Annotated in this window: 25 protein-coding genes and 2 tRNA genes; 11 read left to right on the forward strand and 16 right to left on the reverse strand. The window is 60.3% G+C overall.

The window, feature by feature from the left end; all coding sequences use genetic code 11:
- Positions 1-155: 155 nt before the first annotated feature.
- Positions 156-1,079 carry a LysR family transcriptional regulator gene (locus FHT73_RS07920; protein WP_183710810.1) on the reverse strand — a complete coding sequence of 308 codons (924 nt, stop codon included), beginning with the start codon at positions 1,077-1,079 and terminating at the stop codon, positions 156-158.
- A gap of 180 nt (positions 1,080-1,259) precedes the next feature.
- Here FHT73_RS07920 and FHT73_RS07925 point away from each other — a divergent pair, with 180 nt between their 5' ends.
- The 4 genes from FHT73_RS07925 to FHT73_RS07940 all read left to right on the forward strand — a co-directional run bounded on the left by FHT73_RS07925 (position 1,260) and on the right by FHT73_RS07940 (position 6,385).
- The gene (locus tag FHT73_RS07925; protein ID WP_183710812.1) at positions 1,260-2,810 is read left to right on the forward strand and encodes an MFS transporter; all 1,551 of its coding nucleotides are present in this window, start codon (positions 1,260-1,262) and stop codon (positions 2,808-2,810) included.
- 225 nt (positions 2,811-3,035) lie between these two features.
- A complete protein-coding gene (locus FHT73_RS07930; protein WP_112398286.1) occupies positions 3,036-3,377 on the forward strand; it encodes a hypothetical protein in 342 nt (113 codons plus the stop codon).
- 447 nt (positions 3,378-3,824) lie between these two features.
- Positions 3,825-4,886 (forward strand): porin, encoded by a 1,062-nt coding sequence (locus FHT73_RS07935; protein ID WP_112335540.1) that lies wholly within the window; start codon positions 3,825-3,827, stop codon positions 4,884-4,886.
- A 440-nt stretch (positions 4,887-5,326) separates the two neighbouring features.
- Positions 5,327-6,385 carry a 3-deoxy-7-phosphoheptulonate synthase gene (locus FHT73_RS07940; RefSeq protein WP_348648122.1) on the forward strand — a complete coding sequence of 353 codons (1,059 nt, stop codon included), beginning with the start codon at positions 5,327-5,329 and terminating at the stop codon, positions 6,383-6,385.
- A gap of 31 nt (positions 6,386-6,416) precedes the next feature.
- On the opposite strand, the gene FHT73_RS07945 is transcribed toward FHT73_RS07940, so the two are convergent.
- From FHT73_RS07945 to FHT73_RS07970, 6 genes are all read right to left on the reverse strand, one after another.
- The gene (locus FHT73_RS07945) at positions 6,417-6,833 is read right to left on the reverse strand and encodes a DUF6314 family protein (protein ID WP_183710816.1); all 417 of its coding nucleotides are present in this window, start codon (positions 6,831-6,833) and stop codon (positions 6,417-6,419) included.
- Positions 6,830-7,357, reverse strand: a complete 528-nt coding sequence (gene msrA, locus FHT73_RS07950; RefSeq protein ID WP_183710818.1) for a peptide-methionine (S)-S-oxide reductase MsrA — start codon at positions 7,355-7,357, stop codon at positions 6,830-6,832. The genes FHT73_RS07945 and msrA overlap by 4 nt, the downstream gene beginning before the upstream one ends.
- Positions 7,354-7,803, reverse strand: coding sequence for a peptide-methionine (R)-S-oxide reductase MsrB (gene msrB / locus FHT73_RS07955; protein ID WP_112335536.1), 450 nt, complete (start codon positions 7,801-7,803; stop codon positions 7,354-7,356). Before msrB ends, msrA begins: the two co-directional genes overlap by 4 nt.
- Before the next feature lie 182 nt (positions 7,804-7,985).
- Positions 7,986-8,483 carry a GAF domain-containing protein gene (locus tag FHT73_RS07960; protein ID WP_183710820.1) on the reverse strand — a complete coding sequence of 166 codons (498 nt, stop codon included), beginning with the start codon at positions 8,481-8,483 and terminating at the stop codon, positions 7,986-7,988.
- A gap of 38 nt (positions 8,484-8,521) precedes the next feature.
- Positions 8,522-9,232 carry a pentapeptide repeat-containing protein gene (locus tag FHT73_RS07965; RefSeq protein WP_183711123.1) on the reverse strand — a complete coding sequence of 237 codons (711 nt, stop codon included), beginning with the start codon at positions 9,230-9,232 and terminating at the stop codon, positions 8,522-8,524.
- A 435-nt stretch (positions 9,233-9,667) separates the two neighbouring features.
- A tRNA-Pro gene (locus FHT73_RS07970) sits at positions 9,668-9,744 on the reverse strand.
- A gap of 303 nt (positions 9,745-10,047) precedes the next feature.
- Here FHT73_RS07970 and FHT73_RS07975 point away from each other — a divergent pair.
- Together FHT73_RS07975 and FHT73_RS07980 are read left to right on the forward strand one after the other, a co-directional pair.
- Entirely contained in the window at positions 10,048-10,473 is a 426-nt protein-coding gene (locus tag FHT73_RS07975; RefSeq protein WP_112605823.1) for a hypothetical protein, read from the forward strand.
- Between the two features lie 255 nt (positions 10,474-10,728).
- Positions 10,729-11,034 carry a hypothetical protein gene (locus tag FHT73_RS07980; protein WP_246712050.1) on the forward strand — a complete coding sequence of 102 codons (306 nt, stop codon included), beginning with the start codon at positions 10,729-10,731 and terminating at the stop codon, positions 11,032-11,034.
- Between the two features lie 26 nt (positions 11,035-11,060).
- Here FHT73_RS07980 and FHT73_RS07985 read toward each other — a convergent pair.
- Positions 11,061-11,135 (reverse strand) — tRNA-Gln (locus FHT73_RS07985).
- A 157-nt stretch (positions 11,136-11,292) separates the two neighbouring features.
- Here FHT73_RS07985 and FHT73_RS07990 point away from each other — a divergent pair.
- Together FHT73_RS07990 and FHT73_RS07995 are read left to right on the forward strand one after the other, a co-directional pair.
- Positions 11,293-11,589, forward strand: a complete 297-nt coding sequence (locus FHT73_RS07990; protein WP_112605829.1) for a cupin domain-containing protein — start codon at positions 11,293-11,295, stop codon at positions 11,587-11,589.
- A 2-nt stretch (positions 11,590-11,591) separates the two neighbouring features.
- Complete coding sequence (locus tag FHT73_RS07995) at positions 11,592-12,500, forward strand: MBL fold metallo-hydrolase (RefSeq protein ID WP_183710824.1); 909 nt, start codon at positions 11,592-11,594, stop codon at positions 12,498-12,500.
- Between the two features lie 188 nt (positions 12,501-12,688).
- Here the strand turns inward: FHT73_RS07995 and FHT73_RS08000 are convergent, their stop codons facing one another.
- Complete coding sequence (locus FHT73_RS08000; RefSeq protein ID WP_112605835.1) at positions 12,689-13,621, reverse strand: DUF1499 domain-containing protein; 933 nt, start codon at positions 13,619-13,621, stop codon at positions 12,689-12,691.
- Positions 13,622-13,862: 241 nt separating this feature from the next.
- Between FHT73_RS08000 and FHT73_RS08005 the strand changes: the two genes are divergently transcribed.
- Together FHT73_RS08005 and FHT73_RS08010 are read left to right on the forward strand one after the other, a co-directional pair.
- Positions 13,863-14,279 (forward strand): hypothetical protein, encoded by a 417-nt coding sequence (locus FHT73_RS08005; RefSeq protein WP_112606081.1) that lies wholly within the window; start codon positions 13,863-13,865, stop codon positions 14,277-14,279.
- 91 nt (positions 14,280-14,370) lie between these two features.
- Positions 14,371-14,652 (forward strand): hypothetical protein, encoded by a 282-nt coding sequence (locus tag FHT73_RS08010; RefSeq protein ID WP_112605838.1) that lies wholly within the window; start codon positions 14,371-14,373, stop codon positions 14,650-14,652.
- 25 nt (positions 14,653-14,677) lie between these two features.
- Here the strand turns inward: FHT73_RS08010 and ppdK are convergent, their stop codons facing one another.
- The 7 genes from ppdK to FHT73_RS08045 form a co-directional block, all read right to left on the reverse strand.
- A complete protein-coding gene (gene ppdK, locus FHT73_RS08015) occupies positions 14,678-17,344 on the reverse strand; it encodes a pyruvate, phosphate dikinase (protein WP_112605841.1) in 2,667 nt (888 codons plus the stop codon).
- A gap of 157 nt (positions 17,345-17,501) precedes the next feature.
- Positions 17,502-18,827 carry a hemolysin family protein gene (locus FHT73_RS08020; protein WP_112605844.1) on the reverse strand — a complete coding sequence of 442 codons (1,326 nt, stop codon included), beginning with the start codon at positions 18,825-18,827 and terminating at the stop codon, positions 17,502-17,504.
- Between the two features lie 139 nt (positions 18,828-18,966).
- Positions 18,967-22,428: a chromosome segregation SMC family protein gene (locus FHT73_RS08025; protein WP_183710826.1), complete on the reverse strand. Its 3,462-nt coding sequence runs from the start codon at positions 22,426-22,428 to the stop codon at positions 18,967-18,969.
- Positions 22,429-22,611: 183 nt separating this feature from the next.
- Positions 22,612-23,301: a DsbA family protein gene (locus FHT73_RS08030; RefSeq protein WP_183710828.1), complete on the reverse strand. Its 690-nt coding sequence runs from the start codon at positions 23,299-23,301 to the stop codon at positions 22,612-22,614.
- A 161-nt stretch (positions 23,302-23,462) separates the two neighbouring features.
- Positions 23,463-23,768 (reverse strand): type II toxin-antitoxin system RelE/ParE family toxin, encoded by a 306-nt coding sequence (locus FHT73_RS08035; RefSeq protein WP_183710830.1) that lies wholly within the window; start codon positions 23,766-23,768, stop codon positions 23,463-23,465.
- On the reverse strand, positions 23,758-24,033 hold the full coding sequence (locus tag FHT73_RS08040; RefSeq protein WP_041677268.1) for a type II toxin-antitoxin system ParD family antitoxin: 276 nt from the start codon (positions 24,031-24,033) through the stop codon (positions 23,758-23,760). Before FHT73_RS08040 ends, FHT73_RS08035 begins: the two co-directional genes overlap by 11 nt.
- A 64-nt stretch (positions 24,034-24,097) precedes the next feature.
- A complete protein-coding gene (locus FHT73_RS08045; RefSeq protein ID WP_112398018.1) occupies positions 24,098-24,598 on the reverse strand; it encodes a DUF721 domain-containing protein in 501 nt (166 codons plus the stop codon).
- A 95-nt stretch (positions 24,599-24,693) separates the two neighbouring features.
- Between FHT73_RS08045 and mutY the strand changes: the two genes are divergently transcribed.
- On the forward strand, positions 24,694-25,788 hold the full coding sequence (mutY, locus tag FHT73_RS08050; protein ID WP_183711125.1) for an A/G-specific adenine glycosylase: 1,095 nt from the start codon (positions 24,694-24,696) through the stop codon (positions 25,786-25,788).
- The last annotated feature ends 11 nt before the right edge of the window (positions 25,789-25,799 follow it).

Consider the following 25,799-nt stretch of genomic DNA (forward strand, 5'->3'; position numbering starts at 1 on the left):
AAAGTTAGCGATTACAGACCGATCGTGCGGCAAGTCTGCATATGAGCAAACACCGTTGCAAACTCCAGCTCCTGCGACAACTGCCTCCCGAGCAATTCTGAAATTATCTCGCTTGGCAGGCAAGCGGGCCTCAAGCCGATACGATGATCTGTGTCTCAGGCAGCGGTCGTCGCCGGCAAAACATCACAGCTCTTTGCAAACAACCGCTCGCTCAGAAAATCGACGAAAACCCGAACCTTGGGCGACATATGGCGATTGGACGGCCAAAGCAGATGAAAATGGCCGGGTTCGTCGATAAAATCATCGAGAACGGTTCTGAGCTTTCCTTCCGCAAGCGTACTGCGCACGAGGAAATCCGGCATGCAGCCGATGCCGAGGCCGGCAACGGTCGCGCCGCGCACCGCCTCCATATTGTTGCAGGAGAAGGCCGTTCGCATGCGCAGATCCGGCTCGCCTTCGGGCATCGTCAGCGGCCAATCCTGCAGCTTGCCGCTGTTGGGAAAGCGAAACCTGACAGCCAGATGCTCGTTGAGATCACGCGGGCAACCGGGAATACCGAAGCGTTCGAGATAGCTGGGCGCGGCGCAGAGCAGCATCTGAAACGGACGCAAGGTGCCCGATATCAGCCGGGAATCCGGCAGGTCGCCGCTGCGGATCGCAACATCAACCCCCTCCTCGATCATATCGACGATACGGTCGTTGAAATCGATGTCGAGTTCGACCTCGGGATAACGGGCCACGAATTCCGGCACGACGGGCAAGAGGAAGTGATAGCTGACGATCGGCACACTGACGCGCAAACGCCCGCGTGGCACGGCAACCGCCTGCGCAAGCGAGGCCTGCGCATCCTCGAGATCGTCGAGCACCCGCCGGCAGCGTTCGTGAAAGAGACGCCCCTCCTCCGTCAGCCGGATGCTGCGTGTGGAACGCTGCAGCAGCCGGACGCCAAGCTGATGCTCCAGATTGCTGACCGCCTTGCCGACGGCGGATGCCGAAAGGCCGAGCACGCGTCCGGCAGCGGCAAAGCTGCCGAGATCCGCAGTGCGAACAAAGGCCGTCAGGCCGCTCAAACGATCCATGCGCGCATTCCATTAGAGAGTTTTATTCCGGTATATATGGAAAACTAGCGCAATTATCATCCGATTACAGCAAATATATCCTGCCTGAGTCATTTGAAGCGCGCGGGCGCCGGCCTTTGGCCAGCACCACTCCCAGGATTGCCCGCCACTTCCCCTTTGCTCAAACCTCACGGTAATCCGATGACTTCTCCCCAGACAAAGGTCGCAAGTCCGACCGAGAAATTCTTCGTCCTTGTCGCCGTCTGCTGCGCTGCAGCGGCGATGCCGCTGACATTCACCGGCCCCGCTGTTGCCTTACCGGCCATCAGCCGCACGCTCGGCGGCAGCCCGATCGCACTCAATTGGGTCACCAACGCCTTTATGCTGACCTTCGGCAGCTGCCTGATGGCATCCGGCGCGCTGGCAGACAGCTTTGGCCGACGGCGTATCTTCCTGGCTGGCGTCGGCTGCTTCGCGCTCTTCTCAGCCGGCTTGGCGCTAGCCGGCAACATCGTCTGGTTCGACATATTGCGGGCACTGCAGGGCCTTGGCGCAGCCGCCGCTTTTTCCGGCGGCATGGCCTCGCTGGCGCAGGAGTTCGACGCCACGGCGCGGATGCGTGCTTTCAGCATCGTCGGCTCCAGCTTCGGCGTCGGTCTCGCCTTCGGGCCAATCGCGTCCGGCCTGATGATCGATGCCTTCGGCTGGCCGTCCATCTTCATTCTCGTGGTCGCCCTCGCGTTGCTCGCTCTTGGCCTCGGCGCCTGCTTCCTGCGCGAATCCAAAGATCCCGACGCGGCGGGGCTGGATTGGCCGGGCGCACTGAGCTTCACGCTTGCCTTGACGCTCTTCACCTATGGCGTGCTGCGCGCGCCGGAAACCGGCTGGAGCGATCCGCTCGTCCTCGCCCTGCTGGCCGGCGCAGCACTGTTCTTCCTTGCTTTCGGCATCGTCGAGCGCGTCGTGAAACGGCCCATGCTGGATCTCAGCCTCTTTCGCTATCCGCGTTTCGTCGGCGTGCAGCTTCTGGCGGCAGCGCCGGCCTATGCCTTCGTCGTTTTGCTGATCCTGCTGCCCGTGCGGTTCGTCGGCATCGAAGGCATGAGCGAGATCGCCGCCGGGCGGATGATGGTCGCGCTGTCGGCACCGCTGCTCATCCTGCCGATCGTTGCAGGACTTCTCACCCGCTGGTTCAGCCCCGCAACGATCTGCGGCACCGGCCTCATCATCTCGGCGGCAGGCCTTTTCTGGCTCAGCCATTTTGCAGCAGGCTCGGCTCCGTTTGTCCTCATCGGCCCGCTGCTGACGATCGGCGTCGGCATCAGCCTGCCCTGGGGATTGATGGATGGGCTCGCCGTCAGCGTTGTTCCCAAGGAGCGAGCCGGCATGGCAACCGGCATTTTCAGCACCACCCGCGTCGCCGGCGAAGGGGTCGCGCTTGCCATCGTCAGCGCCGTTCTCTCCGCCTTTATCCAGTCGAAGCTCGGTGAGCACGCCGCTATGGCTGCACAGCAGCTCGTAACCGGCAATCTGGCCGCCGCAGCATCGAATGTGCCCGCGATCGGTCACGATGCTCTTATCCGGGGCTATGGCGACGCCTTCAGCACGCTGCTCTGGCTCCTGACCGGCATCACCGTATTGACGGCAGCCGTCGTCTTTTCCTTCCTCGGCCGATCGTCAGCAAGCGCCGTCGCAGAAGATGCCGAACAACCGGGAGAGGAAGAGGATACGATGAGCGTATCGAACGCCTAAGCAATGTTGGCGGCTGACCGGAAAATTACTCGGTCAGTCCGCCCCAACCCGGCATAACAAGAAGGCCGATCGAAGGCTGAAAATCTGCCACGCTGCAACAGAATGTTTCGAGGCCACATAAAATGTGCGCGCCAGATCCATCTGCGAACGCTCTCCGCAGCAGCGCCAGGCTGGCGTTTATATCCGCCGCTGCTATATCATATCCGCATGATATCAGACCGGTTTTTGAAGATTATTGCCTGGACCTATATAGCGGCGCTCGTCGGCGTGACGCTCGCACATTTCAATTGGCAGGCCGCATTCGGCAATCCGTTCGACATTTTTCGCGCTGCCGCACTCTGTGTCGCAGGCATGCTGGCCCGCCTCGCTTATCCGCAATCCCCCTCTTTCACCTGCCTTTTGATGATCGGTAGCGTACTGGCGCTTTCCGTTTCGCATCTCCTGGCGAACGGGAATTTTGGTTCGACGCTAGACATTATCGTTGGCATGACCAGCGGGCTTTGGGGCATCATGATCGGCTCAATGCTGAGCAAGCTCCTTACCTCAGCTTCGAAGCGACCCGCCTGATACTGCCGGCACGGGAAACACGGGAAACGCAATATCAATCGCGAGCATATGCCTCGTGGCGGTAATGCTCCGGCGGTCAAATTGACAATTGCGCTCGAATATCCGGACGCCGGCAATATTATCAAATAACGTTATCATAAAATAATATTCGAAGAGGACACAGCCTTCTATCGTACCTCGAAGTGACTATTACGCAGCCAATATTATGCTGCTCTTATTATGTTTGTGCTTGAATGTTGCTTTCTTGCAACTGAAACTTAAATTTCACGAAAAAGTCATCCCGAGAAAAATATATCATATAACTTTGCAGGAAATCGCTTTTAATAGCGACCAGAAGCGGGTGGGGCCCGTTTCTCCCGAGTCGGGGTTTTAAACAGGGATAGGGTAAGGGCACGTCGATTTTCGGCGCGATAGCCTATGCCCAATCTATATTGGATTGGAGTTTTTATGAACATCAAGAGCCTTCTTCTCGGCTCCGCTGCTGCCCTGGCAGCAGTTTCTGGCGCTCACGCAGCCGACGCTATCGTTGCTGCCGAGCCGGAACCGCTCGAATACGTCCGCATCTGCGACGCATATGGCGCTGGCTACTTCTTCATCCCGGGCTCGGAAACCTGCCTCAAGATCGGCGGTTATGTCCGTACCGAAGGCAAGTGGTACGATGCCTACAACCCGGACAGCCATAACGGTACGCTGTGGCACACGCGTGCTCATCTGAGCCTCGACACGGCAACCGACACTGAATACGGTCCGCTGAAGACCAACACGGTCATCCGCTTCGACTGGCAGGATGGCGGCGCGACCACCACGAAGCTGCTGTTCGCAAACATCAGCCTCGGCGGTTTCCTCGTCGGTAAGGCTGACTCCCAGTACAACTCGTACATCGGTTACGCTGGCGGCGTCATCAACGACGACGTGGTCAATGACGGCCCGTACGAACTCAACCAGTTGACCTACAACTACGACGCCGGCAACGGCTTCACGGCTGTGGTCTCGGTTGAAGACAGCAATTCCGGTTCGGGCGCTAAGGGCGTCAACGGCGAAGACAGCACCAACCACTACATCCCTGACGTTGTTGCCGGTGCTGGTTACAAGGCTGGCAACTTCGGCTTCAAGATCGTCGGCGGTTACGACTCGATCGTCGAAGAAGGCGCCATCAAGGCTCGCGTCGATGCCGACTTCGGCGTCTTCAAGGCCTTCTTGATGGGCGGCTGGAACACCGATGGCGACAAGCTGAACAAGTACGCAAACGCCAACGGTGCCGGCCCTGCCAAGAATATCGGCTGGGGCGACTGGGCTGTTTGGGGCGGCGTCACCGTTCCGATCAACGAAAAGCTGCAGGCTAACGCTCAGGTTGCCTACACCGACTCGAAGATCTTCGCAGCGACGGCAAACGTCAAGTGGAACCCGGTCAAGAACCTCCAGATCACGCCGGAAGTTTCCTACACCAACTGGGACTCCATCAATCAGGACCAGTGGGCTGGCGTTCTCCGCTTCCAGCGCAGCTTCTAATAGCTCGTTTACGAGATCTGATCTGACTTGACCCCTGATCGGATGGGGATCGGCCTGACTTCCAGCGAAGTGGGGCCGGTCCTTCCGAGCCAGGGGTTCGTTATTTCTCTCGGGCAGGCTAGGGATTAGCTTACCGGGGGCTTCGGCGCGAAGGGTGCGGGAGCGGGCAGATGGGCATTTCGTTCCCGAATGAAGGCGTCTTGACGCTGCCCTCTCAATTCTCATTCTCCCTCATCGACATCAGGCATTTTTTATCGTAGAGACGACCCATGTCTTTGACCTTCGCATATGCCTCGCGATTTTATTCGTACCGCTGCTCTCAGCGGAGGCGGGCCTGTGCGTAGTTAGAAGAGACACGACAGCAAAAGACCCGAACCAGCCGCTAGTCTACCTGGCGGCTTTTTTGTCGCCACGGTATGACCCCAAAAGGAACCGATACCGTGTTGAATTCCACCGACGACTTGCGCATTGTCGAGATCACGGCGCTGACGCCGCCCTCTCGGATCATTGACGAAATCCCTCGCGACGAAGCCGTGACGGCGACCGTTACCGGCGCGCGCAACGCCGTTCACAACATTCTGCGTGATGAAGACGACCGGCTGATCGTCGTCATCGGCCCCTGCTCCATCCACGATCCGGCCGCAGCGCTCGATTACGCGGCGCGACTGAAAGAACAGCGGGATCGCTTCGCCGACGATCTCGAAATCATCATGCGCGTCTATTTCGAGAAACCGCGCACGACGGTGGGCTGGAAGGGCCTGATCAACGACCCGCATCTCGACGGCAGCTACCGCATCGAAGAAGGTCTGCGCATTGCCCGCAAGCTGCTGTTCGATGTCAACGAGATCGGCTTGCCGGCAGGCTGTGAATATCTCGATACGATCACGCCGCAATATATTTCCGATCTGGTGAGCTGGGGGGCGATCGGCGCGAGGACAACCGAGAGCCAGGTGCATCGTCAGCTGGCATCCGGCCTCTCCTGCCCCGTCGGTTTCAAGAATGGCACGAATGGCGATGTGCGCATCGCGCTCGACGCGATCGTCGCGGCATCGCAACCGCATCATTTTCCGGCAGTAACCAAGGAAGGTCTTGCTGCGATCGCCTCGACCCGCGGCAATGAGGACTGCCATATCATCTTGCGCGGCGGCAAAGAGCCCAATTATGATGCCGCAAGCGTGCAGGCAACGGCGGAACAATCCCTCAAGGTCGGGCTCGAGCCGCGCATCATCATCGATGCCAGCCATGCCAACAGTAGCAAGAATCCGGAAAACCAGCTGCTCGTCGTCACGTCAGTCGCCGAGCAGGTTGCAGCCGGCGACCGGCGGATCAAGGGCATGATGATGGAGAGCAATCTGGTGGCCGGCCGCCAGGATCTCGTACCGGGCAAGCCGCTGGTCTATGGCCAGAGCATCACCGATGGCTGTATCGACTGGCCGACCTCGGTCCGTACGCTGGAAGACCTGGCAAAGGCCGTTCAGGCACGGCGACGGGTACGCTAACGCCGTCTCTCATTCGGGAGACAGGTTCAGGTTAAACGCGCCGGTAGTGCGCGAGGCTCAGATAGTTTTTTCTAGGCCCGCGCACATGCCACACCTCCGCCCAAGTATCCGGCGAGCGAAAGAACAGATGGCCCCGATAGAGATCGGGACCGCAATGATGGGTGACGCGCTGCGAGGCACTGTCTCCGATGCGAATGAACTCCGAAAGATTGGGGAAGCGCACGACGAGATGGTCGTACGCGTCATCGAGCCGATAGGTGCGGCTACTTCTCAGCGTTGCGTGATCGCTTCGCGTCTCACCGTGCTCCTCGAACTGGACAGGCGTGACAAACGCCTGCCCTTCGAATGTGAGCAGGGAGCAGTTGAAGCGATCGAGGATTCGCCGCTTCACCTCCCATGTGCCGAGATAGAGGTTCAACCGGTCAGTACCGGCCGATCCTTTCATCATGAGGCCGCGCGCTGTGCTGCGTTGGCCTGCCGGCGGGGCAGTTTCCAGCCCGGCCGGACAAAATGGCAGGTATAGCCGTTCGGATAGCGCTCCAGATAATCCTGGTGCTCCGGCTCGGCCTGCCAAAAGTCGCCGACCGGTGCGACCTCGGTGACGACCTTGCCAGGCCACAGGCCGGAAGCGTCGACATCGGCGATCGTATCCAAGGCGACCTGCTTCTGCTCTTCGCTGGTGTAGAAGATCGCCGAGCGGTAACTCAAGCCGACATCGTTGCCCTGGCGGTTGCGCGTGGAGGGATCGTGGATCTGGAAGAAGAACTCCAGCAGATCGCGATAGCTGATCTTCTGCGGATCGAAAATGATTTCGATCGCCTCGGCATGGGTGCCATGGTTGCGATAGGTGGCGTTGCGGACATCGCCGCCGCTGTAGCCGACGCGCGTCGAGATGACGCCGTTGTAACGGCGGATGAGATCCTGCATACCCCAGAAGCAACCGCCGGCGAGAACTGCACGTTCCGTTGTCATCTTACATCCTCCACTTGATCGATATAGGCACCATAGCCCTCTGCCTCCATGCGGTCACGCGGCACGAAGCGGAGCGAGGCGGAATTGATGCAATAGCGCAGGCCGCCGCGATCGATCGGCCCGTCCGGGAAAACATGGCCCAGGTGGCTATCGCCATTGGCCGAGCGTACTTCGACGCGGATCATGCCATGCGACTTGTCGGTCAATTCGCTGACATTGGCGGGTTCGATCGGCTTGGTAAAGCTCGGCCAGCCGCAGCCGGAATCGAACTTGTCGGCCGAGGCAAAAAGCGGCTCACCGGAGACAATATCGACATAAATGCCGGACTGCTTGTTATAGAGATATTCACCGGAGCCAGGACGTTCCGTGCCGCTCTGCTGCGTCACGCGATACTGCTCAGGGGTGAGCTTGGCGATGGCCTCTGCCGTCTTGCTGTATTTGCCCATTGTTGTTCTCCTTGCCCCTTGGCACGCCTTCCGAGCTTGGCCTGACGCCCTCAATGAGGACTGGAGAAGGCCGGAATAAGCTCGATCAGCGCTAAGGGAGTGGTTGCAGAGCCAATATAGGCATCGCATGATCGATTTGCCATATCGATCACGACGGCGTGACGCCTCGCCCTTCCCGCGCCTTACTTATTCGCTTCGCTTGAGGCAGCATAAATCGCGGCAAGCGCCTCGATGCCGGCCTGATCGTCACCATCAAAGCGGCCGGGAAGCGGGCTGTCGAGATCGATGACGCCGAAGACCTTTCCATTGCGAAGGAGCGGCACGACCAGCTCCGAGCGCGAGGCCGCATCGCAGGCAATGTGACCGGGAAAGGCATGCACGTCCTCGACGAGGATCGACTGCGCCCTTTCGACCGCCGTCCCGCAGACGCCGCGACCGACGGCAATGCGGACGCAGGCTGGCTTGCCCTGGAACGGCCCCAGCACAAGCTCGTCTTCCTGCTGAAGGAAATAGAAGCCCGCCCAATTGAGGTCCGGCAGCATCTGGTAGATCAATGCAGAAGTATTGGCCGCGTTGGCAATCCAATCGTGCTCACCGTCAAGCAAGGCCTTCAGCTGATCCGCAAGTTCTCGATAGAATTCGGGCTTGCTGTCGTGCTGGACCGCTTTTTCTGCAAACATTGACTTGGTCTTTCGAAGTTTCCGTCCTGGAGAGACTATCAGTCCTTATCGTCGGGAGGGCAAGGCCAGCTGGACGGCGCCTTCAGCCAAGACGGCAATATGGTCGTATTGTCCCCACAAGCCAGATTGATCTGGGCCTGCTGCAGACCGCTTGCGTTCGACAGATCGAGACCCTCGATGCGCGTCAGATACATGAAGGCGCCGCTGAAGGAGGTCGACCCGTCCATCACCGCACCGTTCAAGGTGGCGCGCGAGAGATTGGCGAAGGAGAAATTCGCCCCCGTCAGTACGGCCTTGTCGAAATCGGCGCGGCCGAGTTCCGCTTTCTGAAAATCAGCGTTCTTCAGCTGTGCGCCGGCAAATTCGGCTCGCTGCAATTCGGCATTGGCAAAGGACGCGCCGTTGGCAGAAGCGTTGCTGAAATCGGAGCGGTATGCCTCAATCTTGGCGAAGTTGGCGCCGTCGGCCTTGGCATTCTTCAGCCAGGCACGCACGAGGGTAGCCTTTTCGAGGTTGGCCGAGGTCAGGTTGGTGTCGCTGAGATCGGTGCTGTCGAAATGCGCGCCGGCCAGATTGGCGCCCTTCAGGTCGCTGCTCTGCAGCATGATATTGGCCTTGCTGCAGCCACTCCAATCCAGTCCCGGCCCGGCGACATTGCCGCAATCGCCGGCGCGCAGGGCACTACCGCCGGAACCCAGAAGAAACGCGGCGCTCAACGCCGGCACCCCAAAGAAGGTTGCGATTCCCAATCTCTTCCCGACAGCATCACCGCGCAAAGCATCGCTACGCAGGCGCCACCCCATGATCGTCTCCCCAACCAATCTGGCCACCCCGTCCATAAGATCCATTCCGTTACTCCGCTCCAGCACCTGCCAGCCGAACTCTCGCCCTGAGTCGGATGCACGTCCCTCTTCCTTGTAACATGGTGCTTCGGGCGACAAAAAGAGCCGGTTTTGCAAAAGCATATCTAAGACATAGTTTGGATGTGAGCCGATGGACTGGGGAAACGGCCGACGGGCACCAGAAGAATTGTAGCAAAACTCCATACGGTCCGCGGCCGGGAGCGGGACGGCGTGATAGAAATGCTGCGACAATATTGGCGGAACCACTCCTGCCTTGCGCAAGCCAGCCAGATAGTATTCGTAAACGGGAGATTTTTCGGGAACAGGATCAGTATTTTAAGCTGGTCGGAGTGGAGTGATTCGAACACTCGACCCCCACGTCCCGAACGTGGTGCGCTACCAGACTGCGCTACACTCCGTGACCAGCGGCGCTTCTATAGACCAGCCATTTTTGATGCACAAGCACCAATCTCAAAAAACCTTTTGATTTTTGACGAAAAAATTACACCCGCATCTGCCTAGAAAATCGGCAGGAAACAGCGGCCGAAAATGCCGGCGTGCAAAAGACGCAACAGATCAAGTAAAATCCCGTTTGTACACAATGATAGGAATTTTCTTTTGCCGGCTTTGGCGCTAAAGCCCTAAGCGGGACAGGTGGAAATGTCGTGGGACAGCGCGGCTTTTCCGCGACCTTTGCGTGACAGAAGCTCAAGGACGACACGATGAATATCCGCATGATCACCGCGGCTGGACTGTTGCTGGCGCTGGCCGGTTGCAGCACCACGACGACAACAACGACAGCAGCCCTGCCGCTGCTTGCGAAGAACCCCGTTCAGGATCGCTGGCAGGGCCAGTCTGCAGGCCGCTTCTTCGCGGCTTACGGACCGCCGCTCTCCGACCGCGACGAAGGCGGCAATCGCGTCTACACTTGGCGTGGCGGCTACAAGAACGTCACCGTCGTCAACAAGGAAGGCAAGAAAGCCGGCAAGCGCTCCCTCAGCTGCAAGGCCGACATCGTCACCAACCAGAGCTACGAAATCCGCTCGGTCAAGATTCTCGGCGACCAGCCTGGCGTCAGCGGTTCGTCCTATTGCGCCGAGCTTCTGGCTCCGCCAGAAAAGACTGCAAAAGCTGAACAAACGGACTAAGGCCAAAAGCTTCATCCCGAGATCATATCAGCGGGCGGCCTGCGAGGGCTGCCTGTTTTTGTTTACAAGTCACGCGCCTAAGAGATTTCCCCCTCACTCTTCGTTATTTCACTATAGACATCTCAAAACTTATGTCATTAATTACAACTTCAGCGTTAATTTACTTTTATTAGTGCTAATATGAAGTTGAAAGCTCTTGCGGCATTAGCCGTGATATCTGCATTCGCAAGCTGTGCAACCACCCCCGGATCGCCGATGGAAACTTATCTTAACCGCTATGCTGGCGCAGAAACGATTGCTACGAACTGTCCGGCTTATGGCGGATACAGTTCTGTTGTACAGATGCGCGCCGATGCGGAAAAGAACCTTGCCCAGGCGAAAGCACTCGGCGCGACGGAAGCGGACGTTAAGAAGGCTCGCGACAGGGTGAACGGGAACTTCGTAGGCGCGTCGATCTTGGTTGGCGACATGCAGACTTGCGGCGCATTCGTGAACAAGCTTGCATGGGTAGGATCGACACCTGTTGAGCCTCCGGTCGTTAAACCGAAAAAGGTCAACTAATCAATTGCTTTGTCAATAGCAGTGTGTGGCTGGGGCGCCAGGATTCGAACCTGGGAATGCCGGTACCAAAAACCGGTGCCTTACCGCTTGGCGACGCCCCAACATGGGAAATGGCTGTCACGCCAGCCAAACCGGCGTCTGATTAGCAAAGGTCGCATCGCGCTACAATGACTAAGTGATGCACGGACGCATATTTCTGTGTGCTTTCCAGGCGGCTATGATAGGTCTTTTGCACTGCATTCCAAATAAGGAGGCTTGATGAGCCAGTTTCGCGCCCGCCCTCCGGCTGTGCCTACCGTGCTTCTCGATGACGCGGTCTGCCGCATCACGCGCTGGGATTTCGAGCCGGGCGCCGATACCGGGCATCATGTCCATGGCCTCGGCTATGTCGTGGTGCCGATGACCGATTGCCAGTTTCTGCTGGAGGAGCCGGGCGGCGACAGGCGGGTCGATATCGCCAAGGGTGCCGCCTATCGGCGTGAGGCAGGCGCCGAGCACAATGTCGTCAATGCCGGCACCGAGCCGATGTCCTTTATCGAAATCGAATACAAGTAATCATGAGCACGCCTGACTTCGACCTCGCCTTCGAACCCGCCTATGGTCGGGCCGTTCCCATTGCGCCCGGTATCGAGCGGATGACGGTCAACAATCCCAGCGCCTTCACGTTCCACGGCACCAACAGCTACATCGTCGGCGGCCCTTCCGTCGCCGTCATCGATCCCGGTCCGGAGAATGACGAGCATTTCGCTGCCCTGATGGCGGCGCTGAAGGGGCGCGAGGTCACGCATATCTTCGTCAGCCACACCCATCGCGATCACTCGCCGCTGGCCAAGCGATTGAAGGAGGCAACGGGGGCGCTGACCGTCGGCGAAGGGCCGCACCGTGCTGCGCGTCCGCTCCATCAGGACGAGGTCAATCCTTTTGCCGAAAGCTCCGACATGGAGTTTCAGCCTGACATCGTGCTTGCCGATGGCCAAAGCGTCGCCGGAGACGGCTGGCAGCTGACGGCGCTGCTGACGCCGGGCCATACGGCCAACCACGCCTGCTTCGCACTCGACGGTACCGGCATCGTCTTTTCGGCCGACCATGTCATGGCCTGGGCGACCTCGATCGTCGCGCCGCCGGATGGTTCGATGGCGGACTATATGACCTCGCTGGAACGTCTTCTTGCACGCGACGACCGGTTGTTTCTGCCCGGTCACGGCGGTCCGGTAAAGGAGCCAGCCTCCTTCATGCGCGGCCTCAGAACCCACCGCCGCATGCGCGAGCGCGCCGTGCTGGAGCGCATCAAGGCCGGCGACCGGCTGATCCCGGACATGGTGAAAGCCATCTATCGCGATACGGACCCGCGCCTGCATGGCGCAGCCGCCCTTTCGGTGCTGGCACATCTGGAAGACCTGGTCGAGAAGGGTCAGGTGGAAACCGATGGACCGCCGGCGCTCCTGGGCGCCTATCGTCCTGTGTGAGCTGAGACGGGTGATTATCGGCGATTTCAGAAGTTTGATGGCGGGCACGGTTCTCCCTCTCCCCTCGAGGAGAGGGCAGGGTGAGGGGGTGTCAAGAGCACGAAAATTCCCGCATCCAAAGCGGCAAGCCCCTCATCCGACCCTTCGGGCCACCTTCTCCTCGAGGGGAGAAGGAGAGATTGGAAAACTCAGCTTCCGGCGATGCCGAGCAGTTCCGCATCCAGTGCCTTTAAATAGTCATCGGCCAGATCGGCGCTGACGCCGAGATCATCCTGGCCGTAGCGGGAGGCGACGCGAATATCGACGAGCGTCGTTTCCGCCTCCTCGCGAATGCGGATCAATATATCGCATGGCAGGCCGAAAATGCGGGTTCGCGTTTCACCCTGCAGGATGACGTCGGTATTCTGACGGATGAGTTCCGCAACTCCATCGCGGAAGGGGCGCGGGGTCGGCACGGGAACGATGGCGGGCACATCGCCGGCGGCGCTGCCGTCCTGCGCCGGATTGGCGGTCTGCGGGCGTGTACGGCGTTTCGGCTTTACGTTGCCGTTCGGGTCCGCGACATCGGCGCCTTCAGCCTTGACGATGGTGATGTGGCGATCATGCGCGACCTTGCGCACCGCTTCCAACACGCGGTCGGACGCCCCTTCGTAGCGCCGACTAATCAAGGCGGGATAGGCCTCGAACTGCGCCTCGCGCTCCTGCTGCGTGACCAGATGGCGCGGCGGCAGCCACAGTTGCCGCGCATCCGGGGTCGCCAGCCAGTCAGGCGGATCGTTGAGGTCGGTCGAAATCTCGTAGATATGTGGGCGCGTCCAGTAGCGCTCGGCGCCGAGGCCGAGAATGGCGAGCGGCAGAGCGGCATAGACAAGCGCCTTGACGGCGGAGACGCCGCCAATGGCAGCGCTCTGCCATAGTTGGGCCAAACCGACCAGCGCCAGTAGCACCGCCAGGATCGCGCAGCCGGCAGAAATCAGTAGCAGCAGGACGAAATAAGGCGTTTCCAGCGGCGCAAAACGGTGGCCGATCAGCGTCACGCCACAGAGCACCAATGCAAATGAAGCGATCAAACGCGCGGCACGGGCGGCATGTGAGACAGGACGGTCGAAACGAATGGTCATCAAAGGCTCGTCGGCGCGTCGGATCGGAAGCCGGATGCACCGAATCCCGGAAAGCGACTTATGTTTAGATCAAGAAATGCCGAAAATAAATCGAATGTCACGGCATCGTCGTCCAATGTTTTGTCGAAGCTCAAACCAGTAACGCCTAGACCAAAAACGTGAGCACTTGCTTAAATTCCTAAAAAAGGCCATTCTTTAGCGTTTTATCGAGGCTGTGAAAGGACTTGATGAGATGGAACCGATGCTTTCTCAAGACGTCGCGGCCCAGTCGCTGCCAGGAGTAACGATTACCGGAGCCGAAGCGAGCGACCCGTTTCTGCCGCTGGAACTGCTTGAACTGGAGCTTTCGCTCGAGGGTTTTTCCGGTGGCGAGCCCGGCTTCTGCGAAGCCGTGCGCAAGGCGGCTTCGGCCGTACAGGGCGATTTCCTGTTCGATCTGCCGGCTGAAGGGCTGATACCGGATTGCCGCAGATTGGCGGTGCTGCGAATTCCGGAAGGAGACGCGACGATGCGCACCCTCTTTGCCGCGCTGGACGAAGATGGCGCGGAAATCCGCCTCCTGCAACCCGACGGGGAGACCGAGCACCTGCTGCGCTTCGCCGATGCCTTCGTCGATCTCTTGCAGCGGATGCCGGCAAAGCCGAGGGAAGCGGCGTAAGCAACCCTGCCTGCGGCGGAATACGCCTTTCGCGCCGCCACGCGCGGCGCTATAGTTTTTGCCTGTAAATCCGCATTCAGGATAACATGTCATGCGTATCGAAGCTTCCGTACTATCTCTCCTCGCCATCATGCTTGCGCTCTCCTCCTGCCAGACGGCCGAGGAAATCCGCGCCGCGGACGCATCCAGATGCAGCGGCTACGGCTTCAAACCGGGCACTCAGAGCTTCGCCAATTGCCTGATGAATCAGGATCTCAGCCGGCGCGCGGACCAGCGGGCTTTCATGGAAAGCAACGATGATTTCTTCTGGGGTCCGACCGTCGTCGTTGGCGGTCCTGGATATTACTATCATCGCGGCTACTGGCGCCACTGATCCACGAACATCCAGATTTGGAAAATCAAGCCCGTCCTTTGATCGCCGCCTGCGCCGCCGCAAGCCGCGCTATCGGCACGCGGAACGGCGAACAGGACACGTAGTCCAGCCCGATGTCCTCACAAAAGTGAATCGAGGCGGGATCGCCGCCATGCTCGCCGCAGATGCCGAGCTTCATGTCGTTGCGCGTGCGGCGGCCACGCTCCGACGCGATACGGATGAGTTCACCGACCCCATCGAAATCGAGCGAAATAAAGGGGTCATGCTCGATGATGCCCTTGCGCTGATAGGTCGGAATGAAGGCGGCGGCATCGTCGCGTGACATGCCGAATGTCGTCTGAGTCAGGTCGTTCGTGCCGAAGGAGAAAAACTCGGCAGCCTCAGCGATGATATGGGCGCGCAAGGCCGCGCGCGGCAGCTCGATCATCGTGCCGACGAGATAGTCGATCTTCATCTTCGCTTCGGTCATCACGGCGCGCGCCACCTCGTCGATACGGGCCTTGACGTAATCCAGCTCCGAGCGGAGGCCGACCAGCGGCACCATGATTTCCGGCACGACCGCCGCGCCTGTTTCGCGCGCAGCGAGAACCGCTGCCTCGAAAATTGCGCGTGCCTGCATTTCGACGATCTCCGGATAGGAAATCGCCAATCGGCAGCCGCGATGGCCGAGCATGGGATTGAACTCGTGCAGCGCATCGACCCGCTGGCGCAGCGCGGCAGGTTCCATGCCCATGATCCCGGCCACTTCGGCGATTTCCTCATCCGTCTTCGGCAGGAATTCGTGCAGCGGCGGATCGAGCAGGCGGATCGTCACCGGCAGGCCATGCATGATGGTGAACAGGCCGGTGAAATCGAGCCGCTGCATCGGCATGAGCTTGGCGAGGGCGGCACGGCGTCCCGCTTCATCCTCCGCAAGGATCATCTCGCGCATCACATGGATACGGTCGCCTTCGAAGAACATGTGCTCGGTGCGGCAAAGGCCGATGCCCTCCGCGCCGAAGGAGCGGGCGGCGCGCGCATCGGCAGGCGTGTCGGCATTGGTGCGCACCGTCATGCGGCGCAAGCGGTCTGCCCAGGCCATGATGCGCCCGAAATCGCCCGAAAGCTCCGGCTGGATCATGGGCACTTCGCCCTTCAGCACCTGGCCGGTAGATCCGTCTATCGTGACGATGTCGCCCTTCTTCAAGGTGACGCCGATGCCGATCAGCTTTTCATTGCGAATGTCGATGCGCATGGTTCCAGCGCCGACGACGCAGGGAATGCCCATGCCGCGGGCAACGACGGCCGCGTGGCTCGTCATGCCGCCGCGGGTGGTCAGGATCGCCTCGGCGGCATGCATGCCATGAATATCTTCAGGGCTCGTCTCGATCCGCACGAGGATCGCCTTGCGGCCTTCTTCCTCGGCAACGATCGCCTCTTCTGCGGTAAACACGATTTCGCCCGTCGCCGCACCCGGCGATGCTGGGAGACCGGAGCCGATGACCTCGCGGGGGACGCGCGGATCGATCGTGGGATGCAGAAGCTGATCCAGCGACGTCGGATCGATGCGGGAAACCGCCTCATCCTCGGTAATCAGCCCCTCGTCGACCATGTCGACGGCGATCTTCATCGCCGCCTTGGTGGTACGCTTGGCATTGCGGGTCTGCAACATCCAGAGCTTGCCGCGCTCGATGGTGAACTCCAGATCCTGCACGTCGCGGTAATGCGCTTCCAGCTGCGCGCAGATACTGCGGAACTCGGCAAAGGCTTCCGGCATCAGCTTTTCCATCGACGGCTTTTCATAGCCGGAGGCGATGCGGGCGACTTCCGTGATGCTTTGCGGCGTGCGGATGCCGGCAACGACATCTTCGCCCTGCGCATTGACGAGGAATTCGCCGTAAAGCTCCTTCTCCCCCGTCGATGGATTGCGCGTAAAAGCAACGCCTGTCGCGGACGAATTGCCGAGATTGCCGAACACCATCGCCTGAATGTTGACGGCGGTTCCCCATGCCTCGGGAATATTGTGCAATTGGCGATAGGTGACGGCGCGCGCATTCATCCAGCTGGCAAAAACGGCACCGACAGCGCCCCAGAGCTGCACCTCCGGCTCCTGCGGAAAGGCTTCGCCCAACTCCTCCTCGATGACGCTCTTGTAGATCGAGACGACGTGCTGCCATTCGACGGCGGTGAGATCTGTATCGAACTCATGGCCGAACCGCGCCTTTTCATCCTCCAGAATCTCTTCGAAGACCTCGTTGTCGAGGCCCATGACGACATCGGCATACATCTGGATGAAGCGGCGGTAGCTGTCCCAGGCAAAACGAGCGTCGCCGGCATCATGGCCAAGAGCCTGCACCGTGGCGTCGTTGAGGCCGAGATTGAGGACGGTATCCATCATGCCCGGCATCGAGGCACGGCCGCCGGAACGCACGGAAACCAGCAGCGGCCGCGCGGTATCGCCGAACCTGCGTCCGGTAATGGCCTGCATCCGCTGCAAACCCCACATGACCTGCGGCTTCAGCTCTTCGGGAATCTTGCGGCCGTTCTTGTAATAGAAGGTGCAGACGTCGCTGACGATCGTCAGGCCCGGCGGGACCGGCAGGCCGAGATTGCACATTTCCGCAAGATTAGCGCCCTTGCCGCCGAGCCGCTCAAAATCGCCGGCGCCCCCCTCGGCCTTGCCGTCGCCGAATGTATAGACCCAATTCGTCATCGTCTCCGTCCAACTCCTCCGGTTGAACTTAATTCACTGCAACACAAATGAAAATCGACAAATACGGCAAAATGTTGCACTGCACAATAAATATGACCTGAATGCTCCCGATTTCAATCGATTGATCGAAATCGAGAGCCTCCGGGTCCATCCAGAGCTAAGCTTGCGGTTCGCACCGGGCCAGAATCTTGTCGATGCGCATGCCGTCGAGATCGACGATCTCGAAATGCCAGTCGCCGAAGGAGAAGCTTTCACCCACCTCGGGCAGATGGCCGAGCTGATAGAGTGCAAAGCCCGCGAGCGTATGGAAATTGACCTCCTCCTCGCTGAAGCGAAGCCCCAGCCGCGCAAAGGCGTCATAGACGGGCATCATGCCTTCCATCAGCAGCGATCCGTCGGCCCGCTCGACGACATCGGGCGTGTCGTTGTCCATATCAGGCAGGTCGCCGGCGATCGCTTCCAGCAGGTCCGTCTGTGTGACGATGCCTTCGAGGCTGCCATATTCGTCGATCACCATGGCGAGGCGGACTGGCGCGCGCTTGAAGTTTTCAAGCACCTTGAAGACGGCCGTGGATTCGTGAACGACCAGCGGCTGGCGGATGACGGCCATAGGGTTCAGCGGTTCCCCGTTCAGAAGCTGGTCGAGCAAATCCTTCTTCAGGATCATACCAATCGGCTCGTCGATCGAGCCGCGGCCGACGAGAAGCTGCTCGAAGCGGCTTTCACGGATAGTCTTCTGCATTTCCTCCGGCGGGTCCTCGGCATCGATCCACTCGACCTCGAGCCGCGGCGTCATGATATCGGAGACGTCGCGGTCGCCGATATTGAAGACGCGCTCCACCAGATCCTGCTGCGCCTGCTCCAGTAAGCCAGCTTCCTGGCTTTCGGCAATCAGAAGCTTGATTTCGGCCGGCGAATGCAGCGAACCCTCGCCCGCGCCGGGACGCAGCCCGAAGAGGCGAAGCACGAGATTGCCGAGCCCATTCAGCACGCTAATTGCCGGCCGTAGCAGGAAGAGGAACAGGCCGAGCGGGCGCACAACGCCAAGCGCTGTGCCTTCGCTGCGCTGCAATGCCAGGCTCTTTGGGGCAAGCTCGCCAAGCACGATATGAAGCGCCGTGATGATGATGAAGGAAATGGCGACGGCGATCGCATGCGATCCGGCCGCGGCCCATGTGCCAGGAAGAAAATCGAGCAGCGGCTCGAGCAGATGAGCAAGAGCGGGTTCGCCGACCCAGCCAAGCGCCAGCGACGAAATGGTGATGCCGAGCTGCGTGGCCGCGAGATTGGCGTCGAGATTGTCGACCGCCTTCTGCAGCGCCTTGGCGTTCATCCGCCCTTCGGCAACAAGCTCCGTCACGCGGCTGCGGCGGACGGACACCAGAGAGAACTCCGCCGCAACGAAAAAACCGTTGGCAGCGACGAGCAGCAATACGGCAAGTATTCCGAGGATATCGAAAATACCGCCAGTCGAACCAGACATACTTCCCTTCCGGGCGGATCAGCGCCCATGTTGTTGATCGAAAAACGAAACTAGCACGCTTTCATGAACCGCGGCAGCCGACGCAGCAATTTCTTGTCGAAACGGGAACAGTTTTCTCAATCCAGACGTGGAACGACGCTCAAGCGATTTCGCGCAGCCGTTCAGCGGTCTGCAGATCCACGGAGACGAGCTGCGAGACGCCCTGCTCCGCCATGGTGACACCGAAGAGCCGGTTCATGCGGGCCATGGTGATCGGATTGTGGGTGATGACCACGAAGCGCGTCTCCGTGGAGGCGGCCATCTCATCCATGAGATTGCAGTAACGCTCGACATTGTGGTCGTCGAGCGGCGCATCGACTTCGTCCAGAACGCAGATCGGCGCGGGATTGGTAAGGAACACCGCAAAGATCAGCGCCATGGCCGTCAGCGCCTGCTCGCCGCCAGAAAGCAGCGTCATGGTCTGCGGCTTCTTGCCCGGCGGTCGGGCGAGGATTTCAAGACCTGCCTCCAGCGGATCGTCTGACTCGATCAGCTGCAGCTCCGCTGTGCCGCCGCCGAAAAGATGGGTGAACAGGCGCTGGAACTGCGCATTGACGACGTCGAAGGCAGCGATCAGACGTTCGCGCCCCTCGCGATTGAGGCTCTGGATCGCGCCGCGCAGCTTCCGGATGGCGTCGATGACGTCGTCGCGCTCCTTGATCAGCGCCTGCAGCCGCTCCGTCAGCTCCTTGCTCTCTTCCTCGGCGCGCAGATTGACGGCACCGAGACGCTCGCGCTCGATCTTTAGGCGCTCCAGCTCGCGCTCGACTTCACGGAGATCAGGTACATTCTGCGATGGCGAAAGGCCGGTCAGGCGCATGGCCTCATGCGGCTCGACGTTGAGGGACTGGCGGATGCGCAATTCGCTTTCCTGCCGCCGCTCGCGAGCCGACACCAGCCGCTCCTCGACGCGGCCGCGCTTCTCACGGCTTTCCGCCAGTTCGGAGAGGGCCGTGGTCGCATGACGATCGGCCTCGCGCTGAACGACCTCCGCTTCGGCAAGACGATCGGCAGCATGGCGTCGAGCCTCCTCCGCCTTCTGAAGCTCATTCATCAAGGCGCGGCGCTTGTCATCGAATTCATCGGGTGCCAAATCGAGTTCGGCCGCTTCCTCGCGCGCTTCCTCCTCACGGTCGCGTAGCGTCTGAATGTGCTCCTCGGCGCTGGCAGCGCGCTGGCGCCAGGTATCGCGCTCCTGCCGGATCGCCAGAAGACGGCGCTGCCGCGCCTCGTTTTCGCGGTTCAGGCCTTCGTGGCGCGCCCGAGCTTCGGCCAGGACGCCGCGATCCGTCGCGACTTCAGCCTGCTGGTCGCGCAGCTTCAGATCGATAGCGTCGAGATTCGGCGCATCTTCCAGTTCGATGCGGGCATTCTCATCCTGCACGGCCACATCTTCCAGCTGCTCCCGCAGCCGGCTGACTGCCTCGACAATCACATCGCGGCGGCGGATGAGATCGCCGGACGCGCGCTCCGCTGCAGCAAGCGCTTCGCGCGCCTCGGCCAGATGCCGGGCGGCAAGGCGGCTGGCGTCGCGGGCGGTCGCGAGACGGCCCTCTTCGGCCCGGATCGCATCGGCGGCTGCCGCAAGGCGCTCCTCGGCCTCGGCTAGCACATCACGCGCAAGCTCGGCTTCGGCCTCTAACTCGGAAAGACGGTTCTTCTGGGCGAGCCGCAGGGCAGCCGCACTCGGTGCATCCGCTCCAGTCACGTGACCGTCCCAGCGGAACACTGCGCCATCCCTGGTCACCAGCCGCTGTCCCGGCTTCAGCTCGGGCATCAGTCGCAGCGCATCTTCCACCGAAACAATGCCGATCTGACGCAGGCGCCGCGTCAATGCCGCCGGCGCGCCGACATGGGTGATCAAGGGGGCGGCACCTTGCGGCAGAGCCGGGTCGCCGGCACCGCTGCCATTGTCGGACCAATAGACCGGCGCCTTGGAATCGAGCGAGGACTCCAGATCGTCCCCGAGCGCTGCGCCAAGTGCCGTCTCGAAACCACGGTCGACGCGCAGCTCCTCGGCCACAGACGAAAAGGCGCCGGAGGTATCGCCCGCCGCCAACATCTTGGAAATGGTGCGCGCTTCGGTTTCCAGCGCATTCAGGCGCGCCCGCGCCTGCTCGACCGGACCACGCGACAGCGCCTCGGTTTCGCGCGCCTTGGCAAGAACGGCTTCGACGCGCTGGATCTCGCCCTCCGCATCGGCGACGACATTCTCAGCCGCTTCGACCATGTCGCGCTTTTCGCTTGGGTCGGGCAGATCCGCCATCTTTTCGTCGATGGCGGCAAGCTCGTTGTTTGCTTCGTCGACCTGGCGCTCGAGCCGCATCTTGCGATCGGCGAGATCGCGGATGGCGCGCTCCAGCTGATTGCGGGCGGCAGCGGCTTCGGCGCGTTCTGCGGTCAGAACAGTAAAAACCCGCTCGCTGTCGGCGAGCTTGGCGGCGGCTTCCTCGAAGGCGATACGTGTCTCTTCCGCGAGCCGGCCGGAATCGGCGAGGATGTCGGCAAGATCAGCCTCTTCTGCGTCCAGCTTGGCAAGGATGGACGCGTTATCGGCGACAAGGCGCTGTTCGCGGCTGATGTCCTCCGCCAGCTGTGCCAAGCGACGGATTAATTCATCCCGCCGCCGCAGGATACGGTTGACATCCTCCTCCAGTTGCGAGCGGGCGATCTGCAGACGCTGCAAAGCGGCTGCAGCCTTCGCCTCTTCGTCTCGCAGTTCCGGCAACTTGAAACTGGCAATGCCCTGCGCCTTTGCCGCTTCCATCTGGATCTGCGCCTTTTCGGCGACCAGCACGGTTGCCTGGTTCAGCGCGCTATCGGCCTCGGCCTCGGCCTCCTTGGCCTGCACCCAGCGGATATGAAGCAACATGGCCTCGCGGGCGCGGATATCGGCCGAGAGCATCTTGAAGCGGTTGGCCTGGCGCGCCTGACGCTTCAAGCTTTCGATCTGGCTTTCCAGCTGCGACGTCACATCGTCAAGCCGCTCAAGATTGCCTTCGGCGGCACGCAGGCGCAACTCGGCTTCATGCCGGCGCGAATGCAAGCCAGAAATGCCTGCTGCCTCTTCCAGAAGCTGGCGTCTCGCCTGGGGCTTGGCCTGGATCAGCTCGCCGATACGCCCCTGCCCCACCATGGAGGGCGAGCGGGCGCCTGTGGAAGCATCGGCAAACAGCAGCTGCACATCCTTGGCGCGCGCTTCCTTGCCGTTGATACGATAGACCGAGCCCTGCTCGCGTTCGATGCGGCGCGTGACCTGAATTTCGTCGCTATCGTTGAAGGCGGCTGGCGCGGTGCGGTCGCTATTGTCGAGATAGAGGCCGACTTCGGCGGTGTTGCGGGCCGGGCGGTTGCCGGATCCGGAGAAGATCACGTCGTCCATGCCGGAGGCGCGCATGTTCTTGTAGGAATTCTCGCCCATCACCCAGCGCAGTGCTTCGACAAGATTGGACTTGCCGCAACCGTTCGGGCCGACGACGCCGGTCAGGCCGCGCTCGATGACGAATTCTGCCGGTTCGACGAAGGATTTGAAGCCGACGAGTCTCAGCCTGTTGAATTTCATAGGTTGATCTCCACCCTTCCCTTGAGAGGGCGGATCGGACTGGAGGTGGGAGGTGGAACGATCAAGCGTTCACCCCGGAAATCATCCTCATTCGCGCAGTCCGCGCAACCTCCTCCCAGGAGGAGGTCATAAAAAACAGGCGTGCGGCCCCAGCCGCCCGCCTGTGATGTAAAAAGGCGCGGATCAGAGCAGGCTGTCGATAAGCTTCGACATGGCAGCAATAGACATGTCCCCTGCATAGCGCTTGCCATTGATCAGGAAGGTCGGCGTGGCGTTGACGCCGAAATCCTTGGCTGCGCGTTCCCGTACAGAGTTGACATCATCCAGAAGCTTCTGGTTCGTCAAGCATTTCGTGAAGCTATCCTCAGTAAAACCAGCGAGTTTCGACATCTGGAGCAATGCGGCACGGCCGTCGACGTCGGGCGAGGCCCAGGCGATCTGCTGCTTGAAAAGCATTTCGACCATCGGCATGTATTGTTCCTGCGGGGCGCAACGCGCCAGCATGAAGGCTGCGGCAGCGCGCGGATCGAACGGGAATTCGCGGATGATGAAGCGAACCTTGCCGGTATCGATGTATTTCTGCTTGATCGTGTCGAAAGTCGTGACGGCAAAATGCGCGCAGTGCGGGCAGGTCAGCGACATGTATTCGACGATCTTGACGGGCGCATCTTCCTTGCCGAGCGCGATCTCCGGCAGCGGGCCGGGCTTCAGCACTTCGTTCATGTCGACATTGCCGTCGGACGGCGGCACTTCATCTTCGGCAGTCGCGGCGGATGTGGTGCCGGCAACGGCAGAGAACGCCACGGAGAGGGCGGCAACGGCAGAGCCGCCCAGCAGGTGGCGTTTGGTCAAGAGCATGTCGGACATCGGCATAGAGTCACCCGTCGTTGAAAGAGGTCTTCGAATGTTTCATGCGATATAACGGCAGCTTGCCGCTAACAAGGCACGGTTGGCCAACTTTCTTCAAAGAATTGTGACCTGGGAAAGACAAAAAGCTAAAATTGTCATCGGAATTGATAGAGACGCACGCGAGTTCAGTCCTCGTCGAGCAAGGTCGATGGGATATTCTGACCAGCATAAAAGAGACGCAGAATAACGACTTGCTCGTTCTTGATATGGTAAGCGGCGGTAACCCGCCGCTCAAACACCAATATCCGAACACCCGGCCCTAAATTCTCACGTTGAGGACCTCGATCGGCCATCGTCTCAAGTGTTTTGCACTGCTGCTGGAGCCGTTGGATAAACGACAATGCGCGGCTCGGGTTATCTTTCGCTATGAATTCATAGATACCTACGAGATCGTCTTCGGCAAGAGCGCTGAAAACAATCCTATAATTCACGTCCAGCTGCTTTCATTCGTTCGGCATGTATTCTTTTAATTCTATCGAAAACCTCGTCGGCATCTCTGCCAGGCCGCGGGTCATCAAGCGCTTCCTGGATCTTTGCGCGCATGATTTGATTTATGACTTCTTCTTCGCGGTCCAGTGCTCTCAAAGCAGCACGCAGAACTTCGCTGGCAGAATCGTATGCTCCGGATTCCAGTCTCGCATCGACGCCGCGCTGCTGATTACCCAGTGTAACCGTTATCGGCCTACTGCTTCGCATATCCAGTTCCCTTGCAAATACTCCGCCTGAGTATGACAGTGTCATTAACAAAAGCAAGTCTGAATCAGGCCTTACCCCGCTTCCACACCATGGCCGTGCCCAAACGCTGAACGGCGGCCCTGATCTTCTCATCCTCGATGCCGTCCATCATGTCGGCCAGCTTGCGCGCCGCTTCGCCTTTCAAGGGCGGCGGTGTGCGGGAACGCTTGGAGGCGACCGATACCGGCTTCTGCACGATGCGGATCTGATTGACGGCATAGAAGCCGAAGAAGCTGTTGATGCGCTGGATGAGTTCGCCTTGCGCATGGGTCAGGAAGAGTGCCCGCGCGCCCTCGCAGGCGATCGTCAGCACGCCGGGCTGATAGCGGTCGTCCATGCCGGGGCCGGTTCGCTTAGCCCATGCGATCTTTTCCGGTCGCGTGCAGTCGGCAAAGTCCTCGCCGGCGATTTCGTCCCAGCAGCCGAGCAGCGTCGTGTTGATGCCGGCACGCTTTGCCAGCACCGGATCGACGATGCCGTTGGTCAGCTCGGAAATCTGCTTCTCGCCTTTTCGGGGATAACTCATCTCAATCGGCTTCCGGTACATGCTTTGTGCATCGCGGACCTTGATCGCCCGACGCAGCTTGGCCAAGTATAGAGCACTTCCCCTCGACGCGGCAAATCATGACGACGACTTTAGAATCCCCCACGGCCGCATCCCTGCTTGCCTGGTACGACCGCCACCACCGCGACCTGCCCTGGCGGGTCTCGCCGCCGATGGCCGCGCGCGGCGTCAAGCCCGATCCCTATCGCGTGTGGCTGTCGGAAGTGATGCTGCAGCAGACGACAGTGCCGGCGGTTAAATCCTATTTCGCCAAATTCCTGGCGCGCTGGCCGACGGTCGATGATCTCGCCGCCGCCGCGAACGAAGACGTCATGGCGGCTTGGGCGGGGCTCGGCTACTACGCTCGCGCGCGCAATCTGAAGAAATGCGCCGAGGCGGTGGCAGCCGATCATGGCGGCCGTTTTCCAGATACTGAGGAAGGCCTGCGCGCGCTGCCCGGCATCGGCGATTATACATCCGCTGCCGTCGCTGCCATCGCCTTCAATCGCCAGGCAGCCGTGATGGACGGCAATGTCGAGCGCGTCATTTCCCGCCTCTATGCGATTTCGGCACCGCTGCCGGGTGCCAAGCCGCTGATGAAGCAGAAAGTGGCCCTGCTGACACCTGCCGACCGACCGGGCGATTTTGCTCAGGCAATGATGGATCTCGGCGCGACGATCTGTACGCCGAAGCGCCCGGTCTGCTCGCTCTGTCCCTTCAACGGCGCGTGTCAGGCTCTCGCCACGCATGATCCGGAGCAATTCCCGGTCAAGGCGGCAAAGAAGGAAAAGCCGATGCGCCAGGGTGCGGCTTTCGTTGCCGTCAATGACGAGGGCGAGATCTTCCTGCGCCGTCGCATTGAAAGCGGGTTGCTCGGCGGCATGACCGAGGTTCCGACCACCGGCTGGACGGCACGCATCGATGGCGAGACCGGCATCGAGGCCGCCCCATTCCCCGCCGATTGGCAGCCGGCGGGCATGGTGACGCATGTCTTCACGCATTTCGAACTGCGGCTGTCGATCTGGCGCGCGAAGTCGGTCTCTCAGAATGAAAACCATGACGGATGGTGGGCGCCGGTTACAAATCTTGAAGATCAAGCACTGCCGACAGTCATGAAAAAAGCGATCGCGCAGGCTATTCCCAATGCGTTCGCAAAAATGCGTTTGGGCTAAAAATTAGGAAT

Source organism: Rhizobium sp. BK098 (assembly GCF_014193155.1).
Taxonomy (GTDB): domain Bacteria; phylum Pseudomonadota; class Alphaproteobacteria; order Rhizobiales; family Rhizobiaceae; genus Rhizobium.